Raw genomic sequence first — 23,053 nt, forward strand, 5'->3', positions numbered from 1 at the left:
ACGTTGATCTGCTATTAACTAATCTGCGAGACTGAACCAATGTCTAGGACTGAAGCCTTTGAACTGTCCGGACTAGTGTGTGCCTTCGCCGCAGCACTGCTGTTGATCGGATTACAAGTCGGAATTGAACCGACAACGCTTGGAATTCTTATCGCCGTCAGTAGCAACGCTGGGTTACCTGTCGACAAATGGCTAAGAGAAAAAATGGCCGCTCCCAAAAAGTAGATGCCTCGTTTTCAGTTCGCGTGAAAGCATCTCGTAAGCCGTTCGTCATACGGGACATATGTGATCTTGACTCGGCTAATTTTTGAAACTCCGAGTTTTCAAAGATTTCAGATTGCCATATACTCCGCCCGAGAAAATGCCGGTGAAGGTGCCTTATGCGGACACGGAAAACTATTATTTATGGTGGTTCAAGCACCAGGAGAGGCAGCATGGAATTTGGAATACGCCAGATCGCTGTGGGAGGGCTGGAACGCGGTGAGCTACTGCAACGCATGGTCCTAGCAGGGGTTCAGCTTAACGACTACGCCAAAATGCTGTTAGCCCGCCGGATTTTCAATGAGGTTGTGCCGGCGAACAACCTCCCCCTGATAAGCCGCAATCTGCAACAGCTGGGCTTGGACGCCGGAGCAACATTGCCCCGGATATTCGAGCGCGCCGTCAGCAGGGGAATGCAGCTATGCCCCGCCATGACCGGCCCGTATCTGCGACTGGATTTTCTGGACCAAGCGTCTTCCAGCCATTCAGTGCTCAGTGATGGGAAGAAGCCGGCTGATTCGTTGACCGTCGCTTCCGCGGCACCCGGCAATCAGGAATTCCCGCGCGGATTCTATCTGCGGATGGTGGATGGAGTGCCGTGGCTGCGCGGTTATCGCTGCGATGACGCCCACGGCTTTACGCTGGACGATACTTTTATTTTCCAAAGCCGTTGAGCGGAATCCAGGAATAGTGGCGTTCGCTACAGGTTTTCCCGTTGGCGATGGCAGCTGGTAGAATTGTTGACTGTGCCCAGGCGAGGGAAACACCAGCAATGGTGGGACCGTTATCGACAAGGCCGGAAAAGCTCTTTCATCTCCTAGATGTTGGATGCTTCCCGAGTCCACGCAAGGGCCTTAACGAAGCATTCATTTCCTAAGGAGAATTATCATGGCATCTGTCAACCTTGACGCCGTTGTACGTAGCGATTTCGGCAAGGGCGCTGCCCGCCAGGCTCGCCGCGATGGCCAGATCCCAGCAGTTGTCTACGGTGCAGGCTCCGAGCCACAGCACGTACTGCTTCCAGGCCGCGAAACCACCCTGGCCGTTCGCGACCGCGGTGTTGAGCTGGTTCTGAACATCGAAGGCAAGACCGTGAAGACCACCATCAAGGACATCCAGATCCACGCGCTGAACCGCACCGTTGATCACATGGACCTGATCATCGCTGCCTAATTACAGCGAACTAGGTTTTAGCTGAGCGTCATGAGTGATGGAACTTGGCTCGTAGCCGGACTCGGGAACCCCGGGTCCGGCTACGCTGGCAATAGACACAATATCGGGCAGATGGTGCTCGATGAGCTGGCTCATCGAGTCGGCTCGAAATTCAAGACCCACTCCTCGCGTTCCCAGGTTGTCGAAGGACGCATGGGGGTTGGCGGTCCACGCATCGTGCTGGCCAAGCCCATGGTTTTCATGAATCTTTCGGGCGGGCCGGTAGCTAACGCGGCGAAGTTCTTCGGCATCGATGCCGCCCGGCTGATTGTCGTGCACGACGAGATCGACATTCCCTTCGATACCATCAAGCTCAAGCGCGGTGGCGGTGAAGGCGGGCATAACGGCCTGCGGGATATCTCAAAGGCCATGGGCTCCAAGGACTACCTGCGCGTGCGCGCAGGCGTTGGGCGCCCTCCGGGCCGCATGGATACTGCCAAATGGGTTTTGCAGGACTTCTCCAAGACCGAAAAGGCCGATCTTCCGTTTCTGATCGACAATTGCGCTGACGCAGTGGAATTGCTGATGAACTCGGGATTGGAAGCTGCCCAGGCAAAATTCCATATCAGCTGACCGCTGATCCCTATGGGGCGCGGTGAAGCCAAGTGGGGACCGCTGGGGACTTGAACGGTCCGCAGCGGTCCTCGACTTCATTAAATTAAGAAAGCTATGGACCGAGGCGTTCCTTACTAAGGCCTAACTTAGATGTGCTTCGAGGCCCGGAGTGGAATAATTACCCAATGTACCCCTTGCCTAATAGGCCTGTGACGATTCTTTGCCACGGCCTGCCGGGCATCCATGACAATTATTCGGAGGACCACGTGCACACGATGACCGGTCAGCCAGAAGCCCTTGAGGCGTTGACAGCTGGAGAAGTTGAGCGCATCAAGGCCGACTTTGAAATTCTGGAGCACCAAGTCAACGGCGTTGACGTTGTGTACCTGGACTCCGGCGCCACCAGCCAGAAGCCGCGTTGCGTCTATGAAGCCGAGCAGCACTACTACGAGAACGCCAACGCAGCAGTACACCGCGGTGCGCATTCCTTGGCAGTTGAAGCGACCGAGATCTATGAGGAAGCCCGCGAGAAGGTCGCCAAGTTCATCGGTGCACGCACCAACGAACTGGTGTGGACTGCTAATGCCACCGAAGCGCTGAACCTGATCAGCTACTCGATGTCCAATGCCTCCTTGGGGCGCGGGGGAGAGGCCGCGGCCCGATTCCGCTTGGGCCCGGGCGATGAAATCCTCACCACCGAACTTGAACACCACGCGAACCTGATCCCGTGGCAGGAACTGGCTTTCCGCACCGGTGCTACGCTGCGTTACGTGCCAGTCACCGAAGACGGTGCACTGCGCTACGAATTGCTTGATGAGCTGGTTACCGAGAAAACCAAGCTCGTTGCCTTCACCCACGTTTCGAATGTGCTGGGCACCATCACCGATACCCAGAAGTTCGTTGACGCTGCCCGCGAGGTCGGCGCCCTGACCGTGCTGGACGGATGCCAGTCCGTGCCTCACCTGCCGGTCGACGTGAAAGCCCTGGACGTTGACTTCATGGCCTTCTCCGGCCACAAGATGCTCGGCCCAACCGGAATCGGCGCACTCTACGGGCGTGAAGAACTGCTCAACGCAATGCCACCGTTCCTCACGGGTGGATCGATGATCACCGTGGTGGACATGGAGCACGCAGAGTACATGCCATCGCCGCAGCGTTTCGAGGCCGGTACCCAGCGCATCGCCCAGACCCACGGCTTGGCTACCGCAGTCAGCTACCTGGATGAAATCGGCATGGGCCGTATCGCGGCCTGGGAAGAGCACCTCGGAGCGATGCTCTATGAGGGCATCTCGAAAATCGAAGGCGTGCGCGTTTTCGGTCCGGCCGACGCGCAGCGTATCGGTACTGTCCCGTTTGAAGTGATCGGGGTGCACCCGCATGATGTCGGCCAGTACCTCGACTCGCGCGGCATTGCGGTACGCGTGGGCCACCACTGTGCGCAGCCGCTGCACCGCGCCCTGGGCGTGAATTCCACGACCCGCGCCAGCACCTATCTGTACAACACGGAAGAAGACATCAAGGCCCTGCTTGAGGCCTTGAGCTCCGTGCGCGAATACTTTGGAGTTTAAATGAACGAATTGGATCAGCTATACCAACAGGTCATCTTGGACCACTCGAAGCGCCGCATCGGTTCGCCGTTGGTTGAGACCACCGAAGGATTGCTGCACGGCGAGTCCCACCAGCACAACCCGATCTGCGGCGACCAGATCCGTGTCCGCGTAGAGCTTGATGACCAGGAGCATTTCACCTCGATGAGCTGGGAAGGCGATGGCTGCTCCATCTCCATGGCCTCTGCCTCGGTGCTGGCCGAGATGCTGCCGGAGCTGACCAAGGAAGAATTTCTTGGGAAGAGGGACTATTTCCGCGAGATGATGCGCTCCAAGGGAAACTTCCAGCCGGATGAAGAGGTGCTGGAAGACGCTGCTGCCTTCGTCGGCGTCTCGAAGTTCCCCGCACGCGTCAAGTGCGCAATGCTCGCTTGGGTGGCCGCTGAGGTCGCGATGCACGAGGCCCGCAAGTAATAGCAAAACCAAATAGCTCGGGCGCCGGCTTCCACATGTGGAAGCCGGCGCCCGAGCTATTTCTTCAGGATTCCAGAAGGCTACTTTCCTTCGTCGTCCTGCTGGTACACATCAGGGATGCCATCCTTATCGGCATCGCGCGTCTCGCGCTCGTGGAGGACCTTGTATCGGCGGTTGCGGGGAATCAGCCACAGGGCACCGAGGATCGCGGCAACGAATGAACCAGCCAGGATTGCTACCTTGGCATGCTCATAGTGCGCCGACTCCAAGCCGAAGGACAGTTCGGAAACCAGCAGGGATACGGTGAAACCGATACCTGCCAGCAACGTGACGCCCAGGATGTCGCCCCAGCGGGCGTCCTTGTCCAGCGAGGCCTTGGTGAACCGGGTCAGCAGCCAGGTCGAGCCCATGATGCCGATCGGCTTGCCGAGCACCAGACCCAGAACGATGCCCCAGAACACTGGATCGGTGAGCAGGCCGCCGCTGCCTTTTTCAGGGGAAAACACGGTCACGCCAGCGGCGAAGAAGGCGAAAATGGGAATGCAGAAGCCGGAGGACAGCGGGCGGAAACGGTGCTCGAATCGTTCAGCCAGGCCGATGCCTTCACGGCCATCGGTGCGCTTGACCGGGACACAGAAGCCCAAGACCACACCGGCGATGGTGGCGTGGATGCCGGAGCCGAAGACGAAGATCCAGGTAATGACACCCAGCGGCAGCAGGATTGCCCACGCGGCCCAAGCGCGCTTGGCGAAGAACTTGCCAAGGAAACGGGCAAGGACCGTGAAGAGAATGATGGGGATCAGCGACAGGCCCAGGTAGGACAGCTTCAGGTCATCGGTGAATACGACGGCGATAATGACAATAGCGATCAGGTCATCGACTACAGCCAGAGTCAGCAGGAAGATGCGCAGCGCTGCGGGAAGCGCCGATCCAATCACCGCGAGCACAGCCACGGCGAACGCAATGTCTGTTGCGGTTGGAATGGCCCAGCCACGCAACAACTCACCGCCACCGGACATGGAAGCGATAGCGACAAAGATCAATGCCGGCACCAGCACGCCGCCAAAAGCGGCCGCTACCGGTACGGCTGCCGTTTTCGCATTGCGCAGGTCGCCAATGACGAATTCTTTTTTCAGCTCCAAGCCGGTCAAGAAGAAGAACACTGCCAGCAGTGCATCGGCAGCCCAGTGGCCGATGGACAGGTTCAGATCCACACCGAAAAGGGTCGGTCCGAAGTGGAAATCACGCAGAGCGAAGTAGGACTCGCGCAACGGGGTGTTAGCCCAAACCAACGCCAGCAAAGCGCCGGCGATGAGAACCATGCCGCCGACGGTTTCCTTGCGCAGGATGTCGCCGATACGGATAGATTCTTTATAGCTGGGGCGCGAAAACAGGTTCTTGCTGGAACCCGAAGACGGAGTTTGGGTCATACGTGTAACTCGCTTACTTCGTTAAATGGATACTTCTCGCCGACCAGACTTCCCGGCACACCTGTCTTTAACCCTAGCGCCAACAGTGCTTCAGAGCACAAATCCCCGGACGCTTTGCGAGAAATCGCACGTCCGGGGATTGAATGTGAAACGTAACTATTCGGAGTGGCTTATTTCGAAAGCCAGGCATTGACCTGAGCAGCCTGCAAATTCAGTGCCTTGCCCAGGTAAGGCTCCGCAGCCGAAGCCAACTTGCCGCCGATGAATGGAATCGACGAGGAAACCTTGGCGTCAATGGAGAACTCGGAAGTTTCGCCCTGGGCCTTGAGCTGTTCGGTGCCGCTGACGGTCACCGGAACACCAGCAACGGAGATCTTTACCGTAGCCGAGCGGTTGCCGGCAGCATCTGGGGCCGTCCACTGGTCTACCTGGGTGATCTCGATGGTCGCGCCAACGAACTTGCGGGCGATATCCGGAACGCGATCGGTGGGGACCGAACGAACGGTGGTCACGGTGAAGGCGCCTGCGGTATCGCCGTTCACGGAGAAATCGGTCAAGGAACCGTTGGCGACCTTGGTCAGGTGCTCGGCAAAGCCACGATCGCTAAGCGTAGCGATGACCTGGTCTGCAGGGTGGGCGATCTGAGTGCTTGCGTTCAATGCCATGAAAGCTAATCCCAATCTGGAAATCTAAGTGGCCGGGCAACGAAATCGCAGGCCCGGCAACGGACAGTATTAACACTATCTGCAAAGCCGCATTGGGTAGGCTAGGACTGCACCCAAAACAGCATATTGACGTTTCCGGCCGTGGAAAAACATTTACGGTCGGCGTTCGTGGTGTCGTTTCGACGTAATACAGTATGAATGCACCCGGCCAAGCGTCTGCATGAGAGGACCCGAACCCCCATGAGCCTAAGCGGACTTCATGATTTCCTGCGCGAGGAACCTTCCTTCAGGCGTATTGGGCAAAGCGCAGCTCATGACTACCCGACGCGAAGCGAAGAGCTGGAAATCGCGGCCCCGCAGGGCATGCGGCCGATCCTCTCGGCGCATATCAGCCAGGCGATGCGTGAAAGCAAGCATTCGGGGGTGACGCTCATCGTCACCGCGACCGGCCGTGAAGCCGAAGAAGTCTCCAGCTCACTGGGTGCCTACCTCCCGGCAGGCCAGATCGCCGAGTTCCCTTCTTGGGAAACCTTGCCCCATGAACGCTTGTCGCCGCGAAGCGATACCGTGGGACGCCGCCTGGAAGTGCTGCGCCGCCTGCACGACCGGGATGAGAGCCTAAACATCATCATTGCTCCAATTCGTGCCGTGCTGCAGCCGTTGGTCGCCGGCCTTGGCGAATTGCGCCCGGTCATCCTGGAACTGGATGCCGAGCCGGGCTTCGATAAAGTCATCAAGGACCTGGCTGCTGCGGCTTATGCCCGAGTGGACATGGTGACGCACCGCGGCGAGTTTGCGGTGCGTGGTGGCATCATCGATGTTTTCCCGCCGACATTGGACCATCCGGTCCGCATTGATTTCTTCGGGGACCAGATCGACTCGATGCGATTCTTCGCCATCGCAGATCAGCGGTCCACTGATGATCCCGGTCCCACCCGGATCATTGCCACGCCCTGCCGTGAAATGCTCATCACCCCGCAGGTGATGAGCCGGGCAGCGAATCTGAAGAACCATTTCCCGGCGGCCCAGGAAATGCTCACCAAGATTGCCGGCGGCATCGCTGTTGAAGGCATGGAATCCTTGGCTCCGCTGCTGGTGGACAAGATGGTTCCGCTGCTGTCCTTGTTGCCGGAATCGTCCATTGCGCTGGTGATGGAGCCAGAGCGCGTGCGCGCCCGCGCGCATGACCTGAACGCCACCAATGCCGAATTCCTGGCTGCCGCGTGGGCTTCGGCTTCGGATGGAGCCAGCGCTCCGTTGGATCTGACCACCGCGGATTCCGAGCGAAAGCTGGCTACCGGTGATTTTGCCTCGCTGGCAGAAACCGTAGAACACGCACAGGCCGCCAAGGTTTCCTGGTGGGCTATTACCTCCCTGGGTGCCGATGACGAGCTGGATTTGGGCGCGGCCACCATCCGTGTCCCGGCCCGTGAACCGCACGGCTACCAGGGCGACATCGAGGCGATGATGGAATTCATCGCAGGACGAGTCAAGGACCAATGGCGTTTCGTCGTGGCTACCGAGGGGCCCGGCCCGGCAGCCCGCCTTTCGGAGCTTTTCGCCGAGTTCAAGATCCCGGCACACAGGGTGGATGACCTGTCCGCGGAACCCACCGCTGGACTGATCGAGATCACCCAGGCCACCGCCGGCCGCGGGTTTGTCTTCGAGGAACTGAAGCTGGGCCTGCTCACCGAAGCAGATTTGCTGGGCCGCTCCAGCGCGTACCCGAACCGCAAGGGCCGCAAGCTGACGGTCAAGCGCAAGCGCAATGCCGTTGATCCGCTGAGCCTGCAAGCCGGGGACTACATCGTCCACGAACAGCACGGCATCGGCAAGTTCGTCGAGCTGATGGCCCGCAAGGTCAATGGCTCGGGCAAGGACGCCAAGCGCGAGTACCTGGTGGCGGAGTACGCCTCTTCCAAGCGCGGAGCCCCGGGGGACCGTCTGTTCGTCCCGATGGACCAGCTGCATATGGTCACCCGGTATGTCGGCGGCGAAGCTCCGACCTTGTCCAAAATGGGCGGTTCGGACTGGGCCAGCACCAAGTCCAAGGCGCGCAAGGCCGTCAAGGAAATTGCTGGCGACCTGATTAAGCTCTACTCGGCTCGCATGGCCAGCCGTGGCCACGCCTTCGCATCAGACACCCCGTGGCAGAACGAGCTGGAGGAAGCCTTCGCGTTCATCGAGACTCCGGATCAGCTCACCGCCATCAACGAGGTGAAATCCGATATGGAGAAGGAAATCCCGATGGACCGGTTGATTTCCGGTGACGTGGGCTTTGGCAAAACCGAAATCGCGGTTCGCGCCGCCTTCAAGGCCGTCCAGGACTCCAAGCAGGTTGCCGTGCTGGTTCCTACCACCCTGCTGGCTTCCCAGCACCACCAGACCTTCACCGAACGCTATTCGGGCTTCCCAGTCCGCGTGAAGACCCTCTCGCGTTTCCAGAGCGCCAAGGAATCGAAGGAAATCCTGGCCGGCCTCAAGGACGGCAGCGTGGACATTGTCATCGGCACCCACCGCCTGCTCTCCAAGAACGTGGAGTTCAAGAATCTGGGCCTGGTCATCATTGACGAGGAACAGCGCTTCGGAGTGGAGCACAAGGAAGAGCTCAAGAAGATGCGCACCAACGTGGATGTGCTGGCGATGAGCGCCACCCCGATCCCGCGTACCTTGGAGATGTCGCTGACCGGCATCCGCGAAACCTCCACCTTGGCGACCCCGCCCGAAGAACGCCATCCGGTGCTGACCTACGTGGGTCCACGCAGCGACAAGCAGATTTCCGCGGCCATCAAGCGTGAGCTGATGCGCGATGGCCAGGTGTTCTTCGTGCACAACCGGGTCAGCTCCATTGAGCGGGTAGCTGCCGAATTGCGCGAACTGGCCCCCGAAGCGCGCGTGGAGGTAGCGCACGGCAAGATGAGCGAATCCCGGCTGGAGCGGATCATCCAGGACTTCTGGGAGAAGAAATTCGACGTGCTGGTCTCCACCACCATCATCGAAACCGGCCTGGATATTTCCAATGCGAACACGCTGATTGTGGACCGCGCGAACAACTACGGCCTGTCCCAGCTGCACCAGCTGCGCGGGCGCGTAGGGCGCGGCCGTGAGCGTGCCTACGCCTACTTCCTGTGGGATGTAGAGAAACCGCTGGGGGAGGTCGCCCTGGAGCGCCTGAAAGCCGTTGCCGCGCACAACGAGCTTGGCTCCGGCTACCAGCTGGCCATGAAGGACCTGGAACTGCGTGGAGCCGGTAATCTGCTGGGTGGCGAGCAGTCCGGGCATATCGCCGGTGTGGGCTTCGACTTGTACCTGCGCCTGGTAGGCGAGGCCGTGGCCGATTACAAGGGCGAAGGCGAGGAAGAAGCCGCCGAGATGAAGATTGACCTGCCGGTCAATGCCCACCTGCCACACGACTATGTACCTGGTGAACGACTGCGTTTGGAAGCCTATCGCAACATTGCCCAGGCCGAGACCGACGAGGCGCTGGGTGAAGTCCGCGATGAGCTGGTGGATCGCTATGGCAAGCTTCCAACTCCGGTGGAGAACCTCATGCGCGTGGCGGCCCTGCGTATTCGCGCGCGTGCTGCGGGGCTGCGTGATATCCAGCAGGTCGGCAACCACATCAAGCTGGCTCCGGCCAGAATTGAAGACCTGCCAGCTTCGCGCCAGGTGCGCTTGGAACGCCTGTACCCGGGGGCTGCGAACAAGCCGGCGCTGAATTCGATCTTCATCCCGAAGCCCAAGACCTCGCCCATTGGCGGACGGGACTTGGCCGACGGGGAGATCCTGGAGTGGGCGGAGAAGCTGCTCTACGCTATTTTCGAGCCAACACCCGCACCGGCAGCAAAGGACTGATTCGGTTGAACTCGCGGGCCAGTAGCATGCCTTTTCCGGCAGGCTGCTGGCCGGCGTTTGCTACCGCTGGCCCGAGGCCGCAGGCGAGGCCAGTTCTCCGGCGTAGCCCTTGATCGCCCGGGCGTAGAGCGAGGCATGGCGCGCTAATGCGCTGACCGCCAGCTGGACCGCTTCGGTGGATTGCCCGGCATCGTGCAAGGCCAGAACCAGGAAGGCCTGGGCGTCGGTAAAGATCGGTGAATCGGCAGTGATCTGCTGCAACAGTTCGATGGACTGGGTGTACTGCCCGAGATTGCGCAGCGTGCTGGCTAGCTGGAGCAGCGCTTCATCGTGCCTTGGCGCTTCCAGCCCAGCTTCCAGTGCCGCCCGGTAGGGGTCGACCGCTTGTTCTTCTTCCCCTAGGTAGTCGTGCAGGGACGCGACCTCGAAGAGCACCCGCGGATCCTGCGGATCCTTGCCCTGCACCAGGAGTGCCAGTTCGGTGCGCAACTGTTCAGGGCGTTTGCCATTGGCTGAGTTCCAGAACTCTTCGATGCGCTGATCCCATGATTCCATGGGGCCAGTCTAAGCGAGGCAAGGAAGCTTAAACGCAAGAGAGGGAAACCCGGACACGGGTTTCCCTCTCTTGAAAAGTTCTAATTAATTCTGGTGGGCATTAGCTGCCGCAACCAGATCCTCAGCCTTTTCCGCGCGACCCATCAGGTGCATCGGGATAGCGAAAGCCAAGAACATCAGAGCGAAGCTGACCAGGGTCGGCCACCAAGCAACCTCAAGGGTCCAGTAGCCCAAGGTGTAGACGCCAGCCGAGAACATCACGAAGAAGATCACGAGGTTGACGATATTGCCGACAAGGCGGCCTTCACCGGAATGGGCAGTGTTCTTGCCGTTCGAGTACACTTTTTCTCCTTGGGAAAACGGATTGGTGCGATTTCCTAGTAGCTGGAACCGCTTTGCTCTCCCTCTAGGATAGCAACTCCTGAGCTAGAACCTAGCCGGGTCGCACCGGCCGCAATCATGGCCCGCGCGGTTTCAACACTGCGAACGCCGCCCGAGGCCTTGACACCCATTTCCGGGCCGACGGTCTTGCGCATCAGCTCGACGTCTTCGACGGTCGCGCCGCCGGTGGAGAAACCGGTGGAAGTCTTGACGAAATCAGCGCCAGCGGCCTTTGCGGCCTCGCAGGCCAGGACCTTGGCTTCCTCGGTGAGCAAGCAGGTTTCGATGATGACCTTCAAGATGGCTCCACCTTCATGCGCGGCCTGCGCAATGGCGAAGATCTCGTTGACCAAGGCATCCCGATCGCCACGCAGGGCGGCGGCAACGTCGATCACCATGTCGATTTCGTTGGCACCGTCTGCAACTGCGTGCTTGGTTTCGAATACCTTGGTATCGGTGGCCGAGGCACCCAGCGGGAAACCGATGACCGAACAGGTCAGTACGTCCGAGCCTTCCAGCTCGCGCGAAACGGTGGAAACCCACAACGGGTTGACGCAGACCGACTTGAAGCCGTACTTCTTGGCTTCGTCGCAGATCTGCACAACTTGTTCGCGGGAAGCATTCTGAGCCAACAGGGTGTGATCGATGTAGCTTGCGATCTCGCGGGCGCTTAGTTCAGTCATCATTTCCTCTAACAATAAAGATTTCAATCATTTCAAATGAAGGTCTCGAAGGGGTAAGCCTAGTTGGCATTCAGGTAAGCTGCCAATTCATCCTTGATTGCCAAGACCTGCGCGGTAGCGCGTTTGCGGGCTTCAGGGACCTCGGCCAGATCATCGACCGGCTCAATAGTTTCCAAGTAGCACTTGAGTTTCGGTTCCGTTCCCGAGGGCCGAACGATCACGCGGGCACCGGAAAATGTATGCAAGACCATGGCGTTGGTCGCAGGGAGCGTCTCGGTGCCCCTGGACAGGTCGGTCACCTCGGAAACCTCGGAGCCGCCCAGCGAGGCCGGAGCGTTCTTGCGGATCTTTTCCATGAGCACCGGGATCTGCGCCAAGTCGGTGAAGCGCAGGGACAGCTGGTCGGTGACGTGCACGCCATGCTTGGCGGCCAGTTCATCCAGGCGGTCCGGGATGGAGCTGCCCGAGGCCTTCAACTGCGCAGCCAGATCGGCCAGGACGATCCCGGCAGAAATCCCGTCTTTGTCGCGCACCAGTTCCGGGGCTACGCAATAGCCCAGGGCTTCTTCGTAGCCGTAGCCCAGGTCCTCAACGCGTGAGATCCACTTGAATCCGGTCAAGGTTTCTTCGTGCTCGCGTCCGGCGTCCTTGGCGATGGCTGCCAGCATGCGCGAAGACACGATGGAATTGGCCAATTTCTTGCCCTCTGGCAAGGTCTTGGAGACCTGGTCTCCCAGCAGCCAACCTACCTCATCGCCGCGCAGCATCCGCCAGCTGCCGCCGTCGAGGATGGCTGCCGCGCAACGGTCGGCATCGGGGTCATTGGCAATGACCAGATCAGCACCGACCGTGCGGGCCAGTTCCAGCGACAGGTCGATGGCCCCTGGCTCCTCGGGGTTAGGGAACTTCACGGTAGGGAAGAGCGGATCGGGGTGTTCCTGCTCAACGACCATGTGCACGTCGTCGAAACCAGCGTTCAGCAGGGCTTGGCGCATGGTGTGGCCACCCACGCCGTGCATTGCCGAAACCACAATTCGCAGATTCTTGCGTACCAGGCCCTGCGGCTGGTTAGCTTCGATGATCGGGTGGATGGAAGCGAGATAGGCTGCCTCGATATCGCCTTCTTCGCCTGGGGCCGGGAGCACTTCCCAACCGGACTGTGCCAGCGGGATCTGCGGCACTGGCTGGTCATGGTCAATCAAGGAAGCTATCTGCGCATCGATGGGGGAGACGATCTGGGCCCCGCGGCCCGACGCATCGGTGATCCTGCCGCCCACGTATACCTTGTAGCCGTTGTCCCGCGGAGGGTTGTGGCTGGCGGTCACCATGACGCCGGCTTCCGCGCTGAATTCACGAACGGCCCAAGCCAGCACCGGGGTCGGCAAGGCCGAGGGCATCAGCAGCACCTCGAAACCGGCAGCGGCGAAGACGGCGGCTGAATCCTTGGCGAAGGCATCCGAGTTGAAACGGGCATCGAATCCGATGACGACCTTCGGGACATATCCGCCGTTGGCCTTTTCGCCCAGAAAACGCGCGATGCCCGCAGCGGTGCGCAGGACCACCACACGGTTCATGCGCATCGGGCCGGCGCCCAATTCGGCACGCAGGCCTGCGGTGCCGAATTCCAGGACGCCGCTGAAGCGGTCGGCGATGTCCTCGAAGGCCAGCGCGTCGCCGTCGGTGACGCACTGGATCAGTAATTGCAGTTCTTCCTGCGTTTGCGGATCGGGATCCTGGGCTGCCCATTGGCCCGCCGCATCGAGCAACTGGATTTTCTGCGTGTGATTCACTGATTTCCCTTCGAAGGACACTGACTGCTTCTTTGCGCCGATAATGCGAGGCTTAGAGCTTCGCGATGATCTGTGCCAGCAACTTGGAGATGCGCGGACCGGCGGCCTGGCCGGCCTCGATGACTTCCTCGTGGCTCAGCGGCACCGGGCTGATGCCGGCGGCCAGGTTGGTCACCAGGGAAATACCGAAGATCTCCATGCCTGCATGGCGGGCGGCTATTGCTTCCAATGCGGTGGACATGCCGACCAAATCAGCACCGATCACCTTGGCGTACTGGACTTCGGCCGGGGTTTCGTAGTGCGGTCCGGTGAACTGCGCATACACGCCCTGATCCAGGGTCGGATCAACTGCGAGGGCAATCTCGCGCAGGCGCGAGGAGTACAGGTCGGTCAGATCAACGAAGGTCGCGCCCTCCAAAGGGGAGGCGGCAGTCAAGTTGATGTGGTCCGAGATCATTACCGGGGTGCCTGGGGTCCAGTTCGGATTCAGGCCGCCGCAACCGTTGGTGAGCACCAGCTGCTCGCAGCCGGCAGCTGCCGCGGTGCGGATGGGGTGGACGACAGCGCGCACGCCGCGCCCTTCGTAGTAATGGGTGCGGGCACCCAGAACCAGGACCCGCTTTCCAGTGGACGTCAGGATCGAGGAGATGCTGCCCTTGTGCCCGGGTACGGCCGGGGCATGGAAGCCTGGAATGGAGGCGGCATCCAGGGTGTGGGTGGTTTCGCCGATGAGTTCGGCGGCCTGGCCCCAACCGGAGCCCAGGACCACCGCGATGTCGTGTTTTTCGACGCCGGTCTGTTCGGCGATTGCCTGGGCAGCTTGTGCCGCCAGGACCTGTGGGTCATTTTGCATATCAGTCACGGGAAATACGCTACCGGTAGCGGGGCGCTTTGTCAGGTGAAACTAGTGCTTCAGATTCAAAATCACGTTCCGGGATCGTGCTTCGATGTGCGCAATCACCGTGCATGGTGAACAATAGTGAATGTGAGCGCAGATCGTAGGAATGAAGCAACCCGTTTAGTTATTCTCGGCGGAGGACCTGGCGGCTACGAAGCTGCCATGGGTGCGGCCCAGCTGGGCGCCAATGTCACCGTCGTGGAGCGTGCAGGCATGGGCGGTTCAGCGGTGCTGACCGACGTCGTGCCCTCCAAGACCCTGATCGCTACGGCGGACGCAGTGCGCCGGGTGAAGCACGCAGAGACCTTTGGAGTCCACGTTGACGGCCTCGACTCGGCCGTCACCGACTTCTCGGTAGTGAACCACCGCCTGCTGGACCTTGCCAAGGAGCAGTCCTCGGATATCCGCACCACCCTCGAACGCGCTGGCGTGCGCATCGTGATCGGCGAGGGCCGCTTGCTGGACGACCACACGGTTGCCGTATCGCACCCGGATGGTTCCGAGCAGGAAATCGAAGCGGACGCCATGCTGATTGCCGTGGGAGCCCACCCGCGCGAACTGCCTACCGCCAGGCCTGATGGCGAGCGAATCTTCAACTGGACCCAGATCTACAACATGAACGAGGTGCCTGAGCACCTGATCGTTGTAGGCTCCGGCGTTACCGGTGCAGAATTCGCTTCGGCGTACAACTTGCTCGGTGCCAAGGTCACGCTGGTTTCCTCGCGCGACCGCGTGCTGCCCGGCGAGGATGCAGACGCAGCTGGCGTGCTGGAAGATGCTTTCAAGGACAACGGCGTTAACGTTGTTTCCCAGGCTCGCGCCGAGGGCGTGGAGCGCCAGGGCGACAGGGTGCTGGTCACCTTGGCGGACGGTCGCGTGCTCGAAGGCAGCCACTGCCTGGTTGCAGTGGGCGGCATCCCCAATACCGCCAACATGGGTCTGGAAGAAGCCGGCGTGCAGCTGACCGACTCGGGCCACATCAAGGTCGATGGCGTTTCGCGCACTACCGCAACCAACATCTACGCTACCGGCGACTGCACGGGCGTCTTCGCCCTGGCTTCGGTAGCAGCCATGCAGGGCCGCATCGCCGTGGCCCACCTGCTCGGCGACTCGGTAAAGCCATTGAACCTGGATCTAGTGGCATCCAACGTCTTCACCTCCCCGGAAATCGCTACCGTGGGTGTGACCCAGCGTGCGGTTGCCGAAGGCAAGTACCAGGCCAACATCATCAAGGTTGATCTGAACACCAACGCTCGCGCCAAGATGATGAACGTGGACCAGGGCTTCGTGAAGATCGTTTCCCGCAAGGGCTCGGGCACCGTCATCGGCGGTGTTGTGGTCGCTCCGCGTGCCAGTGAATTGATCTTCTCGCTGGCACTGGCGGTCCAGAACAGCCTTCATGTTGATGACGTGGCTGAGACCTTCACCGTTTACCCGTCATTGTCCGGTTCGCTGGCTGAAGCGGCACGTCGCCTGCACCGTCATCGGTAGGTTCTGAAGAACTTTTCCAGGGCGGCATTTCCCTTGCATTCAGGGAGATGCCGTCCTTTTGCCATTAATGCCGTAATACAAGCTCTTGTGACCCCATTCACTTTGGCGACCGACTCTGATATAAGTGTAAAAACTGTTTTCTCAGGTCACGTCTCAATATGTGGAAGCGCATATTCCTGCTAGTAGGCCCGTGAATTGCTGTTTGCAGTTCAGTTTCATTTCATCTGGTGTCCAAATGCTGGACATCAATATCCGAATACTGGTCACCGAGGTTTACGATTATGGCAACGTAAATGAACATCTGACTCGTACTTTCACTCTAAGGAGCAGCCTCCATGTCGCAGGCTAACCAAGCAGTGGCGCCGAAGGAAAACACCCGCGGTCGCGTGCTGTTTGCCAGCATGATTGGCACCACTGTCGAATTCTTCGACTTCTACGCCTACGCCACCGCGTCGGTTCTCGTTTTCCCGGCGTTGTTCTTCCCTAACGCCTCCACCATCAACGCGATCCTTTCATCGTTCGCGATCTTCGGCGTGGCTTTCGTGGCTCGTCCACTGGGTTCGATCATCTTCGGCCACTACGGCGACAAGCTCGGCCGCAAGGGCACCCTGGTGGCCTCACTGCTGCTGATGGGCATTGCCACTTTCCTGATCGGCTTCCTGCCGCCGGCTGCGGGCAACTGGACCGTTTTGGCTCCGACCGCACTGGTGCTGCTGCGCTTCGCCCAGGGCCTGGCGCTGGGCGGCGAATGGTCCGGAGCTGCGCTGCTGGCCACCGAGAATGCGCCGAAGAACAAGCGCGCCATCTACGGCACGTTCCCCCAGCTGGGCGCACCCATCGGCTTCATCATTGCGAACCTGATGTTCGTGGCCCTGCAGACCTTCTGCACTGCAGAGCAGTTCATGGCATGGGGCTGGCGCGTTCCGTTCTACTTCTCGGCAGTCATGGTGATCATCGGCCTGTGGGTACGCCTGAAGCTGGTTGAATCCGCGTCCTTCAAGAAGGTCCTGGACCAGAAGAAGGTAGTGAAGTCGCCGTTCGCGGTGACCATGAAGAAGCACTGGCGCCCAACCCTGGCCGGTACCTTCATCATGCTGGCAACCTATGTGCTGTTCTACCTGATGACCTCCTTCACCCTGACCTACGGCACCCAGCCAGCTACCGTCGAGCAGGCGACTGCTGCCGCTGAAGCCAAGGGCAAGACCTTTGACGCCGCAGGCTTCGTTCCGGGCTTGGGCATTGAACGCCCGACCTTCTTGACCATGCTGATCATCGGTGTCGTCTTCTTCGGCATCTTCACCGTGGTTTCGGGCCCGTTGGCTGAGAAGTTCGGCCGCCGCAAGTTCCTGATCTGGGTTACCGCGGGCATCTTCGTCTTCGGACTGTCCTGGACCTTGTTCTTCGGTCCAGGCCAGGGCGCTGCCATGGCCGGGCTGATCATCGGGTTCACCCTGATGGGTCTGACTTTCGGTCCAATGGCTGCGTATCTGCCTGAGCTGTTCCCGTCCAATGTCCGCTACACCGGCTCGGCTGTTGCCTACAACATGTCCTCGGTGATCGGTGCGGCTCCTGCGTCCTTCGTGGCTGTAGCCCTGTGGAAGGCAGGTGCGGGCAACACCACCGGCGTTGGCCTGTACTTGGCACTTGGCGCGGTACTGACCTTGGTCGCGCTGTTCATGACGCGCGATACCTCTGACATGGACATGGAAGAGTGGGTCGAGTAGTTCGACAGTCTTGCTGAGGGAACGGCTCGGCGAATCATCAAGCCATGATGATTCGCCGGGCCGTTTCCCGTTTCCGTGCTGCCTGGATGAATACGAGCTGAAAGTGGCCATCAACCCCTGACAACTTGATGCGCGGGATGGAAGCATGGGACGCGGAATATCCAATACCGAAAGGGAACGCTCATGCGTATTGCAGTTGCGGGAGGCACCGGCGCTATCGGCACGCTGGTGGTCGAAAAACTCAAGAGTGCTGGCCACGAACCAGTGGTGCTCGCACGGTCCATGGGATGCGACCTGGCGAACCGCAACGCGGTAAAGCAGTGGCTGGTTGACTGCCAATCGGTCATCGATGTTTCCGGAGTTTCCACCACCAGCTCTGCTGCATCCATGCGGTATTTCACCCAATCGACGGCAAACCTGGTCAGCGTGGGGCGCGAGTCCGGGGTGCAGAACCACGTGGCGCTCTCGATCATCGGAGCGGCCGAAGTGGATTCCAGCTATTACGCGGGCAAAGCCGTGCAAGAGCGGATGCTGCACATGCTTCCCGGTGGCTACACCCTGCTGCGCACGACCCAATTCCACGAATTCATTGGCCAGAATATCAAGCGTCTGGGCGCGGGCCCGGTGCAGATGGCGCCGAAAATGCGGATGCAGCCCATCGCGGGCATCGAAGTGGCCGCAGCACTAGTGGATCTTGCTGAGGGGCCGGCGCAGGGCGTGGTGCAAGACCTTGCTGGGCCGCAAGAAGAATACGCTCCCGCCCTCTTTGCCAAGTACCTGCAGGCCCAAGGCAGGTCTCCAAAGATGGTTGAAGTGCCTGTTCCTGGCCCCATGGGCAAGGCCATGCGTGATGGGGGACTGCTGCCGGGCGGTTCCGCCCGGTTGGGCCACGAAACCTTCGACGCCTGGCTAGCGCGGCAGTAGCCCGAACCAGCCTCCTTATTCAGTATCCACTGGCTGGCGAGCTGGAACTTCTAGCATCCGAATAGCAGTGACAAAACAAGTGGATTCTGGAAGCATCACGTCATGGACGAAAAAGAACCGCATGTTCCCTACAATCCCACGCCTCGGGACTTTCCCGGCTTTGCGATGCCAGCTTCAGTGCCGCAAGGCATGCGTCTGGAGCTGAGCCGTTCAAGGATCAAGGATGGGCAGGATGAGAACTTTGGCGCCTGGATGGACATGCTCAATGCGCGCTACGAGGAATGCGAAGCATCCTTATCGGCACAACGGGCAGCGCTGGAAGCAACATTCAGGCATGTGGAAGCCGATGGTTCAACATGGATCTACCACCTGAGCCTGGTAGGCGAGAACGGCGGCGGGCTCGATACGCAGCAGGAGATCGATGCGGCGCACGAAGCAGCTAGCCGCCAAGCGAAAATGCCTGGCTGGGAAGAGCTTGAACCGAAGTTCCTGCTCATGCCCGGTCATCTGAAGGCATCCATTGCGCACTGGGCAGAACATGGACAGGTGCCAGAGTAGAAGATTCCAGTTGCAGAACGACGCAGGGCCTGGACATATCTGTCCAGGCCCTGCGGCGATACCAACGAGTGCTACTTGGCTTCTTCGATCGAAGCGATGACGGCGCCCGATGACAGGGTCTCGCCCGGGGCAACTTCCAAGCCGCTGACCACGCCATCACGGTGCGCAGTAATTGGCTGCTCCATCTTCATCGCTTCAAGCACGACAATCAGATCGCCCTGGGCCACGGCCTCGCCATTCTCAACGGCAACCTTCACGATGGTGCCCTGCATCGGCGAACGCAGTTCTGCGCTGTTCGCGCCAGCGGAGCTGGCTGCCTTGCGGCCCGGCTTGCGCTTCTTCTTGCCTGCGGCCTTCTCGGTACCGTTGGAGGATACCGAGCCCAGCGACGAAGGAAGGGTGACTTCCAGGCGTTTGCCGCCCACCTCAACGGTCACGCTGGTGCGCTCGTCTTCGGCTGCGTCCTCGCCGTCCATAGGCATCGGGTGGGGCTCGATGGCGGTATCGAATTCGGTTTCGATCCAGCGGGTGTGGACCTTGAACGGCCCCTGGGCCGGAACGAACGATCGATCGCTCATCACTGCGCGGTGGAATGGCAGTACGGTAGCCATGCCCTCGATCTGGAATTCTTCCAGCGCACGGCGGGCACGAGCCGCAGCCACTTCACGGGTGCTGCCGGTGACGATCAGCTTGGAGATCATCGAGTCGAAGTTCCCTGAAACGCTTTCGCCCTGCTCGATGCCCGAGTCAACGCGAACGCCGGGCCCCGATGGCAGGTTCATCTTGGAGATGGTGCCTGGGGTCGGCATGAAGTTGCGGCCGGCATCTTCGCCGTTGATGCGGAACTCGAAGGAGTGGCCGCGGATCTCCGGGTCGGTGTAGCCCAGTTCTTCGCCGCGGGCGATGCGGAACTGCTCGCGAACCAAGTCCAGGCCGGTGACTTCCTCGGAGACCGGGTGCTCAACCTGCAGACGGGTATTGACCTCGAGGAAGGAAATGACGCCATCCTGGCCTACCAGGAATTCGCAGGTGCCTGCGCCGTTGTACTTCGCTTCGCGCAAGATCGCCTTGGAAGCTTCGTACAGCCGGGTGGTCTGCTCTTCGCTCAAGAACGGGGCCGGCGCTTCTTCAACCAGCTTCTGGTTGCGGCGCTGCAGCGAGCAGTCGCGGGTGGAGACGACAACCACGTTGCCGTGGATATCGGCCAAGCACTGGGTCTCCACGTGGCGCGGTGCATCCAGGAAGCGTTCGATGAAGCATTCGCCGCGGCCGAAAGCCGCGACAGCTTCACGCACTGCCGAGTCGTACATCTCGCCGATTTCTTCGCGGTTGCGGACCACCTTGATGCCGCGTCCGCCGCCACCGTAGGCAGCCTTGATGGCCAGTGGAAGTCCGTGCTCGTCGGCGAAGGCGTATACCTCGTCGGCCGAGGCCACCGGATCCTTGGTGCCGGGAACCAGCGGAGCGCCCACCTTTTCAGCAATGTGGCGGGCCTTGACCTTGTCGCCGAGCTGGTCGATGGACTCTGGCGATGGGCCAATCCAGGTCAAGCCCGCGTCAATAACAGCCTGGGCGAACTCGGCGTTCTCCGAGAGGAAGCCGTAGCCCGGGTGGATCGCGTCGGCGCCGGAGCGTTCAGCTGCGTCCAGGATCTTCTCAATGCGAAGGTACGATTCAGCGGCGGTGGTCCCGCCCAGCGCGTAGGCTTCATCAGCCAGACGCACATGCAGGGCATCGCGATCCGAGTCGGCATAGACCGCAACGGACTCGATTCCTTCATCGCGTGCGGCACGGATAATACGCACTGCAATCTCGCCGCGGTTGGCGATAAGCACCTTCGTCAATGGATTCATCATGAACCTTGTCTTTTAAAAATAGGGTTTCTCAGCTATGAGCCTATCGTTTTTGTGGGAACTATATGTAGTTATCGCCTAGAACGAGGGTGTTAGGGTGAATTTTTTGGAGGAATCCTACAAAGGACCTTGGCGCTGGCTCAACGTGGAACCTGCCCAGGGAGGCTTGCGGACCCTGTCGCCGGCGAGGCCGGGAAAGGGCGCTGCTCTTCGCTGGTGCGCTGGCAGCGCTGGCCTCTGCCCTAGTCTTCGCGCACCCGGCGAACTAGGCTATCGACAAGATGGAAAACAAGGAGGCTGCCGTGGGAAATCGAGGCAAAGCGCTCTGTGCGCTGCTGGCTGCTGGAATGCTCGCCTTGGCCGGTTGTTCCAGCGCAACCGGCATCCCGGCGCTTGACCGCGATCCGGCTGGAACCGACCAGTGGCCGGGGGATAGGAGCCAGTTGGAGGACCTTGGGATGCAATCCGTGCGTTTTCTGGTCACGCACGGCAACGCCGACTACTTCGCCACCGCATCGGCAGATGAGCAAACGGCTTGCCTGTTCAAATTCGGCCAGGGAGAGGTCTCCGCAGCTGGCGGATGCGGCGGGGCCGGGGACGCGGATGCCATCGTCGAGGTGAGCGCCCCTGGAACGAGGATGATGCTGGTCCGGACCGGAAGCGACTTCTCGGACTTGGAAGAGGTGGGCTGGACCAGGATCCACGAGAACATTCTGGTGTTCTAGCTGGCCGGGAGCCAAGGGATTCCTGAAGGGCCGCTTGACGCCTGCAGGATTGGGTTATCCAAGGTTGGCGCCCATGGTGTACACCACAGGTCCCTCTGCTATCGCGGTGCGATGCAATACCTCGAAACCGTGCCGCTCGTATAGGCGGACGTTTCTCTCGTTGGATGTTTCCAGCGACACCTCGGGATAGTCCGACGCGGCAATATGGTTCAGGCACCGGCTGATGAGTGCCGAACCAAGACCCCGTCCAACGCTGGATCCAGCAACCCCAAGCGTGGCAAAGTCCCACGCGTTCTCAGGCCGCTGTGGCAGGTCGGCTCCGTAGGCGATCTCCAAGCGATCGCCCATCAGCTGCGAAATCTCTTCCTGCATGCCCAAGCCAGGCTCTGGACAACTTGGTGGCAGGAGCGCAGCGACACCGTCGAGGTCCTCGCTGACCAGGACGACTCCATGCTCCAGAGCGTGGGAAAGGTAGACGGCTTGAAGGCGTTCCAAGCGCTCCAGGTAGCGATCGGCTGGAATGCTCCACCGTGTCCAGGGGTAGAACGCAAACGCCTCGGCCAAAGTAGAGGACGCACTGGGAATATCCGCGCGGCGCGCGGAACGGATAGCTGAAGTCACATCCATATCCTAGCCAAGCCAGCCCGGCCTCCCGCCGTGCGCCGCCACGCCATGGTTCCGGCCTGGCATGAATCAGCCCCGGCAGCTACGCCTGCCGTTCGCGGTGCCGCCTGACGGCCGCGCGATTGGCGCAACGCACCGAGCAGAAACGCTGGCGCCCGTTGCGTGTCACGTCCACAACCACGTGGCCGCACGGTGCGGCCTCGCAGCGCCGCAGCCGGTGCATGCCCCTGGTGGTCAGGTGCAATGCCGTGCCCACGCAGAAGACCGAGCGCAGCACCTGGGGCATGCTCTGGCCGTCATCGCGATAGTGCAGGTGCCAACCCTCCCCATCGTGGTCCACCAGGCGTGGATAGGCCGAAGCGCGAGCCGCCTGCAAATTCAGCAGCAGCGCCCGCTCGGGATCGGACGGCGCATCAACGATGTCCAGCCAGTCATCCACTACCGCGCGCGTTTGGGCATAGTCCGAGGCGAACCGCGGAAAAGGCATGGTCATGCCGCTCTGCCGGGTGCGTTGTTCGATGCCGTCGCGGTCCGATGGCCAGTCATTGGCCAGAGATGCAGCGAGGAGCACCGCATATTCTCCGTAAGGGTTGAGTTGCATAAGAACATTACATCATGCTGGAGCCATGACTATTGCACAGCACAGCCAAGCCGTTGATTCCGGGCAGGAAACCGATGTCCATGAGCACTGCTGGGAGATCGGATCCAGCCATCGGACTTCCGCCGGGATTGTTGAATACTTCCATTGCCGCCGCTGCCGGCGCCACATCATGCTCCAGCGCGGGTTCGGGCACGAACAGATGCTGCTGAGCAGGGAACTGCAGGCATGAAAAAGGTGCCTTCCGCTG

Annotated in this window: 22 protein-coding genes and 1 pseudogene; 13 read left to right on the plus strand and 10 right to left on the minus strand. The window is 60.4% G+C overall.

Annotated elements, in window-relative coordinates; translation table 11 throughout:
• Positions 1 to 39: 39 nt before the first annotated feature.
• From ACWICV_RS11640 to sufU, 6 genes and pseudogenes are all read left to right on the plus strand, one after another.
• A complete protein-coding gene (locus tag ACWICV_RS11640; protein ID WP_332594715.1) occupies positions 40 to 225 on the plus strand; it encodes a hypothetical protein in 186 nt (61 codons plus the stop codon).
• Between the two features lie 209 nt (positions 226 to 434).
• Positions 435 to 935 (plus strand): hypothetical protein, encoded by a 501-nt coding sequence (locus tag ACWICV_RS11645; protein ID WP_400290174.1) that lies wholly within the window; start codon positions 435 to 437, stop codon positions 933 to 935.
• A gap of 214 nt (positions 936 to 1,149) precedes the next feature.
• Positions 1,150 to 1,422: pseudogene (locus tag ACWICV_RS11650) on the plus strand (50S ribosomal protein L25); the annotation flags it as partial.
• A 42-nt stretch (positions 1,423 to 1,464) separates the two neighbouring features.
• Positions 1,465 to 2,046: an aminoacyl-tRNA hydrolase gene (gene pth, locus ACWICV_RS11655; protein WP_105657104.1), complete on the plus strand. Its 582-nt coding sequence runs from the start codon at positions 1,465 to 1,467 to the stop codon at positions 2,044 to 2,046.
• 257 nt (positions 2,047 to 2,303) lie between these two features.
• The gene (locus tag ACWICV_RS11660) at positions 2,304 to 3,596 is read left to right on the plus strand and encodes a SufS family cysteine desulfurase (RefSeq protein ID WP_332504545.1); all 1,293 of its coding nucleotides are present in this window, start codon (positions 2,304 to 2,306) and stop codon (positions 3,594 to 3,596) included.
• Entirely contained in the window at positions 3,597 to 4,049 is a 453-nt protein-coding gene (sufU, locus tag ACWICV_RS11665) for a Fe-S cluster assembly sulfur transfer protein SufU (RefSeq protein ID WP_105657105.1), read from the plus strand.
• An 80-nt stretch (positions 4,050 to 4,129) separates the two neighbouring features.
• Here sufU and nhaA read toward each other — a convergent pair whose 3' ends face one another.
• Both nhaA and ACWICV_RS11675 read right to left on the minus strand, forming a co-directional pair.
• Positions 4,130 to 5,479, minus strand: coding sequence for a Na+/H+ antiporter NhaA (gene nhaA, locus ACWICV_RS11670; protein WP_400290175.1), 1,350 nt, complete (start codon positions 5,477 to 5,479; stop codon positions 4,130 to 4,132).
• A 170-nt stretch (positions 5,480 to 5,649) separates the two neighbouring features.
• The gene (locus ACWICV_RS11675; protein ID WP_105657107.1) at positions 5,650 to 6,144 is read right to left on the minus strand and encodes a DUF2505 domain-containing protein; all 495 of its coding nucleotides are present in this window, start codon (positions 6,142 to 6,144) and stop codon (positions 5,650 to 5,652) included.
• 240 nt (positions 6,145 to 6,384) lie between these two features.
• On the opposite strand from ACWICV_RS11675, the gene mfd reads away from it, so the two are divergent.
• Positions 6,385 to 9,999 (plus strand): transcription-repair coupling factor, encoded by a 3,615-nt coding sequence (gene mfd, locus ACWICV_RS11680; protein WP_400290177.1) that lies wholly within the window; start codon positions 6,385 to 6,387, stop codon positions 9,997 to 9,999.
• 60 nt (positions 10,000 to 10,059) lie between these two features.
• Here mfd and ACWICV_RS11685 read toward each other — a convergent pair whose 3' ends face one another.
• From ACWICV_RS11685 to ACWICV_RS11705, 5 genes are all read right to left on the minus strand, one after another.
• Entirely contained in the window at positions 10,060 to 10,554 is a 495-nt protein-coding gene (locus tag ACWICV_RS11685; RefSeq protein ID WP_332487848.1) for a tetratricopeptide repeat protein, read from the minus strand.
• A gap of 84 nt (positions 10,555 to 10,638) precedes the next feature.
• Entirely contained in the window at positions 10,639 to 10,896 is a 258-nt protein-coding gene (locus ACWICV_RS11690; protein ID WP_105657110.1) for a hypothetical protein, read from the minus strand.
• A gap of 35 nt (positions 10,897 to 10,931) precedes the next feature.
• The gene (gene deoC / locus ACWICV_RS11695; RefSeq protein ID WP_400290567.1) at positions 10,932 to 11,618 is read right to left on the minus strand and encodes a deoxyribose-phosphate aldolase; all 687 of its coding nucleotides are present in this window, start codon (positions 11,616 to 11,618) and stop codon (positions 10,932 to 10,934) included.
• Between the two features lie 59 nt (positions 11,619 to 11,677).
• The gene (locus ACWICV_RS11700; RefSeq protein WP_400290180.1) at positions 11,678 to 13,408 is read right to left on the minus strand and encodes a phospho-sugar mutase; all 1,731 of its coding nucleotides are present in this window, start codon (positions 13,406 to 13,408) and stop codon (positions 11,678 to 11,680) included.
• A gap of 52 nt (positions 13,409 to 13,460) precedes the next feature.
• The gene (locus ACWICV_RS11705; RefSeq protein ID WP_105657112.1) at positions 13,461 to 14,261 is read right to left on the minus strand and encodes a purine-nucleoside phosphorylase; all 801 of its coding nucleotides are present in this window, start codon (positions 14,259 to 14,261) and stop codon (positions 13,461 to 13,463) included.
• A gap of 126 nt (positions 14,262 to 14,387) precedes the next feature.
• Here ACWICV_RS11705 and ACWICV_RS11710 point away from each other — a divergent pair, with 126 nt between their 5' ends.
• The 4 genes from ACWICV_RS11710 to ACWICV_RS11725 all read left to right on the plus strand — a co-directional run bounded on the left by ACWICV_RS11710 (position 14,388) and on the right by ACWICV_RS11725 (position 19,003).
• A complete protein-coding gene (locus tag ACWICV_RS11710; protein WP_332487844.1) occupies positions 14,388 to 15,797 on the plus strand; it encodes an NAD(P)H-quinone dehydrogenase in 1,410 nt (469 codons plus the stop codon).
• 335 nt (positions 15,798 to 16,132) lie between these two features.
• Positions 16,133 to 17,521, plus strand: a complete 1,389-nt coding sequence (locus tag ACWICV_RS11715) for an MFS transporter (RefSeq protein ID WP_105657113.1) — start codon at positions 16,133 to 16,135, stop codon at positions 17,519 to 17,521.
• A gap of 183 nt (positions 17,522 to 17,704) precedes the next feature.
• A complete protein-coding gene (locus ACWICV_RS11720) occupies positions 17,705 to 18,445 on the plus strand; it encodes an SDR family oxidoreductase (RefSeq protein ID WP_400290181.1) in 741 nt (246 codons plus the stop codon).
• Between the two features lie 102 nt (positions 18,446 to 18,547).
• Complete coding sequence (locus ACWICV_RS11725) at positions 18,548 to 19,003, plus strand: DUF6176 family protein (protein ID WP_400290183.1); 456 nt, start codon at positions 18,548 to 18,550, stop codon at positions 19,001 to 19,003.
• A gap of 71 nt (positions 19,004 to 19,074) precedes the next feature.
• On the opposite strand, the gene ACWICV_RS11730 is transcribed toward ACWICV_RS11725, so the two are convergent.
• Entirely contained in the window at positions 19,075 to 20,856 is a 1,782-nt protein-coding gene (locus tag ACWICV_RS11730; RefSeq protein WP_454091150.1) for an acetyl/propionyl/methylcrotonyl-CoA carboxylase subunit alpha, read from the minus strand.
• A gap of 281 nt (positions 20,857 to 21,137) precedes the next feature.
• On the opposite strand from ACWICV_RS11730, the gene ACWICV_RS11735 reads away from it, so the two are divergent.
• On the plus strand, positions 21,138 to 21,581 hold the full coding sequence (locus tag ACWICV_RS11735; protein ID WP_400290184.1) for a hypothetical protein: 444 nt from the start codon (positions 21,138 to 21,140) through the stop codon (positions 21,579 to 21,581).
• A gap of 54 nt (positions 21,582 to 21,635) precedes the next feature.
• On the opposite strand, the gene ACWICV_RS11740 is transcribed toward ACWICV_RS11735, so the two are convergent.
• Positions 21,636 to 22,202 (minus strand): GNAT family N-acetyltransferase, encoded by a 567-nt coding sequence (locus tag ACWICV_RS11740; RefSeq protein ID WP_400290185.1) that lies wholly within the window; start codon positions 22,200 to 22,202, stop codon positions 21,636 to 21,638.
• An 85-nt stretch (positions 22,203 to 22,287) separates the two neighbouring features.
• A complete protein-coding gene (locus ACWICV_RS11745) occupies positions 22,288 to 22,806 on the minus strand; it encodes a CGNR zinc finger domain-containing protein (protein ID WP_105657118.1) in 519 nt (172 codons plus the stop codon).
• A gap of 25 nt (positions 22,807 to 22,831) precedes the next feature.
• Between ACWICV_RS11745 and ACWICV_RS11750 the strand changes: the two genes are divergently transcribed.
• The gene (locus ACWICV_RS11750; protein ID WP_146112252.1) at positions 22,832 to 23,035 is read left to right on the plus strand and encodes a hypothetical protein; all 204 of its coding nucleotides are present in this window, start codon (positions 22,832 to 22,834) and stop codon (positions 23,033 to 23,035) included.
• Positions 23,036 to 23,053 lie beyond the last annotated feature (18 nt).

This window comes from Glutamicibacter sp. NPDC055354 (assembly GCF_053644955.1).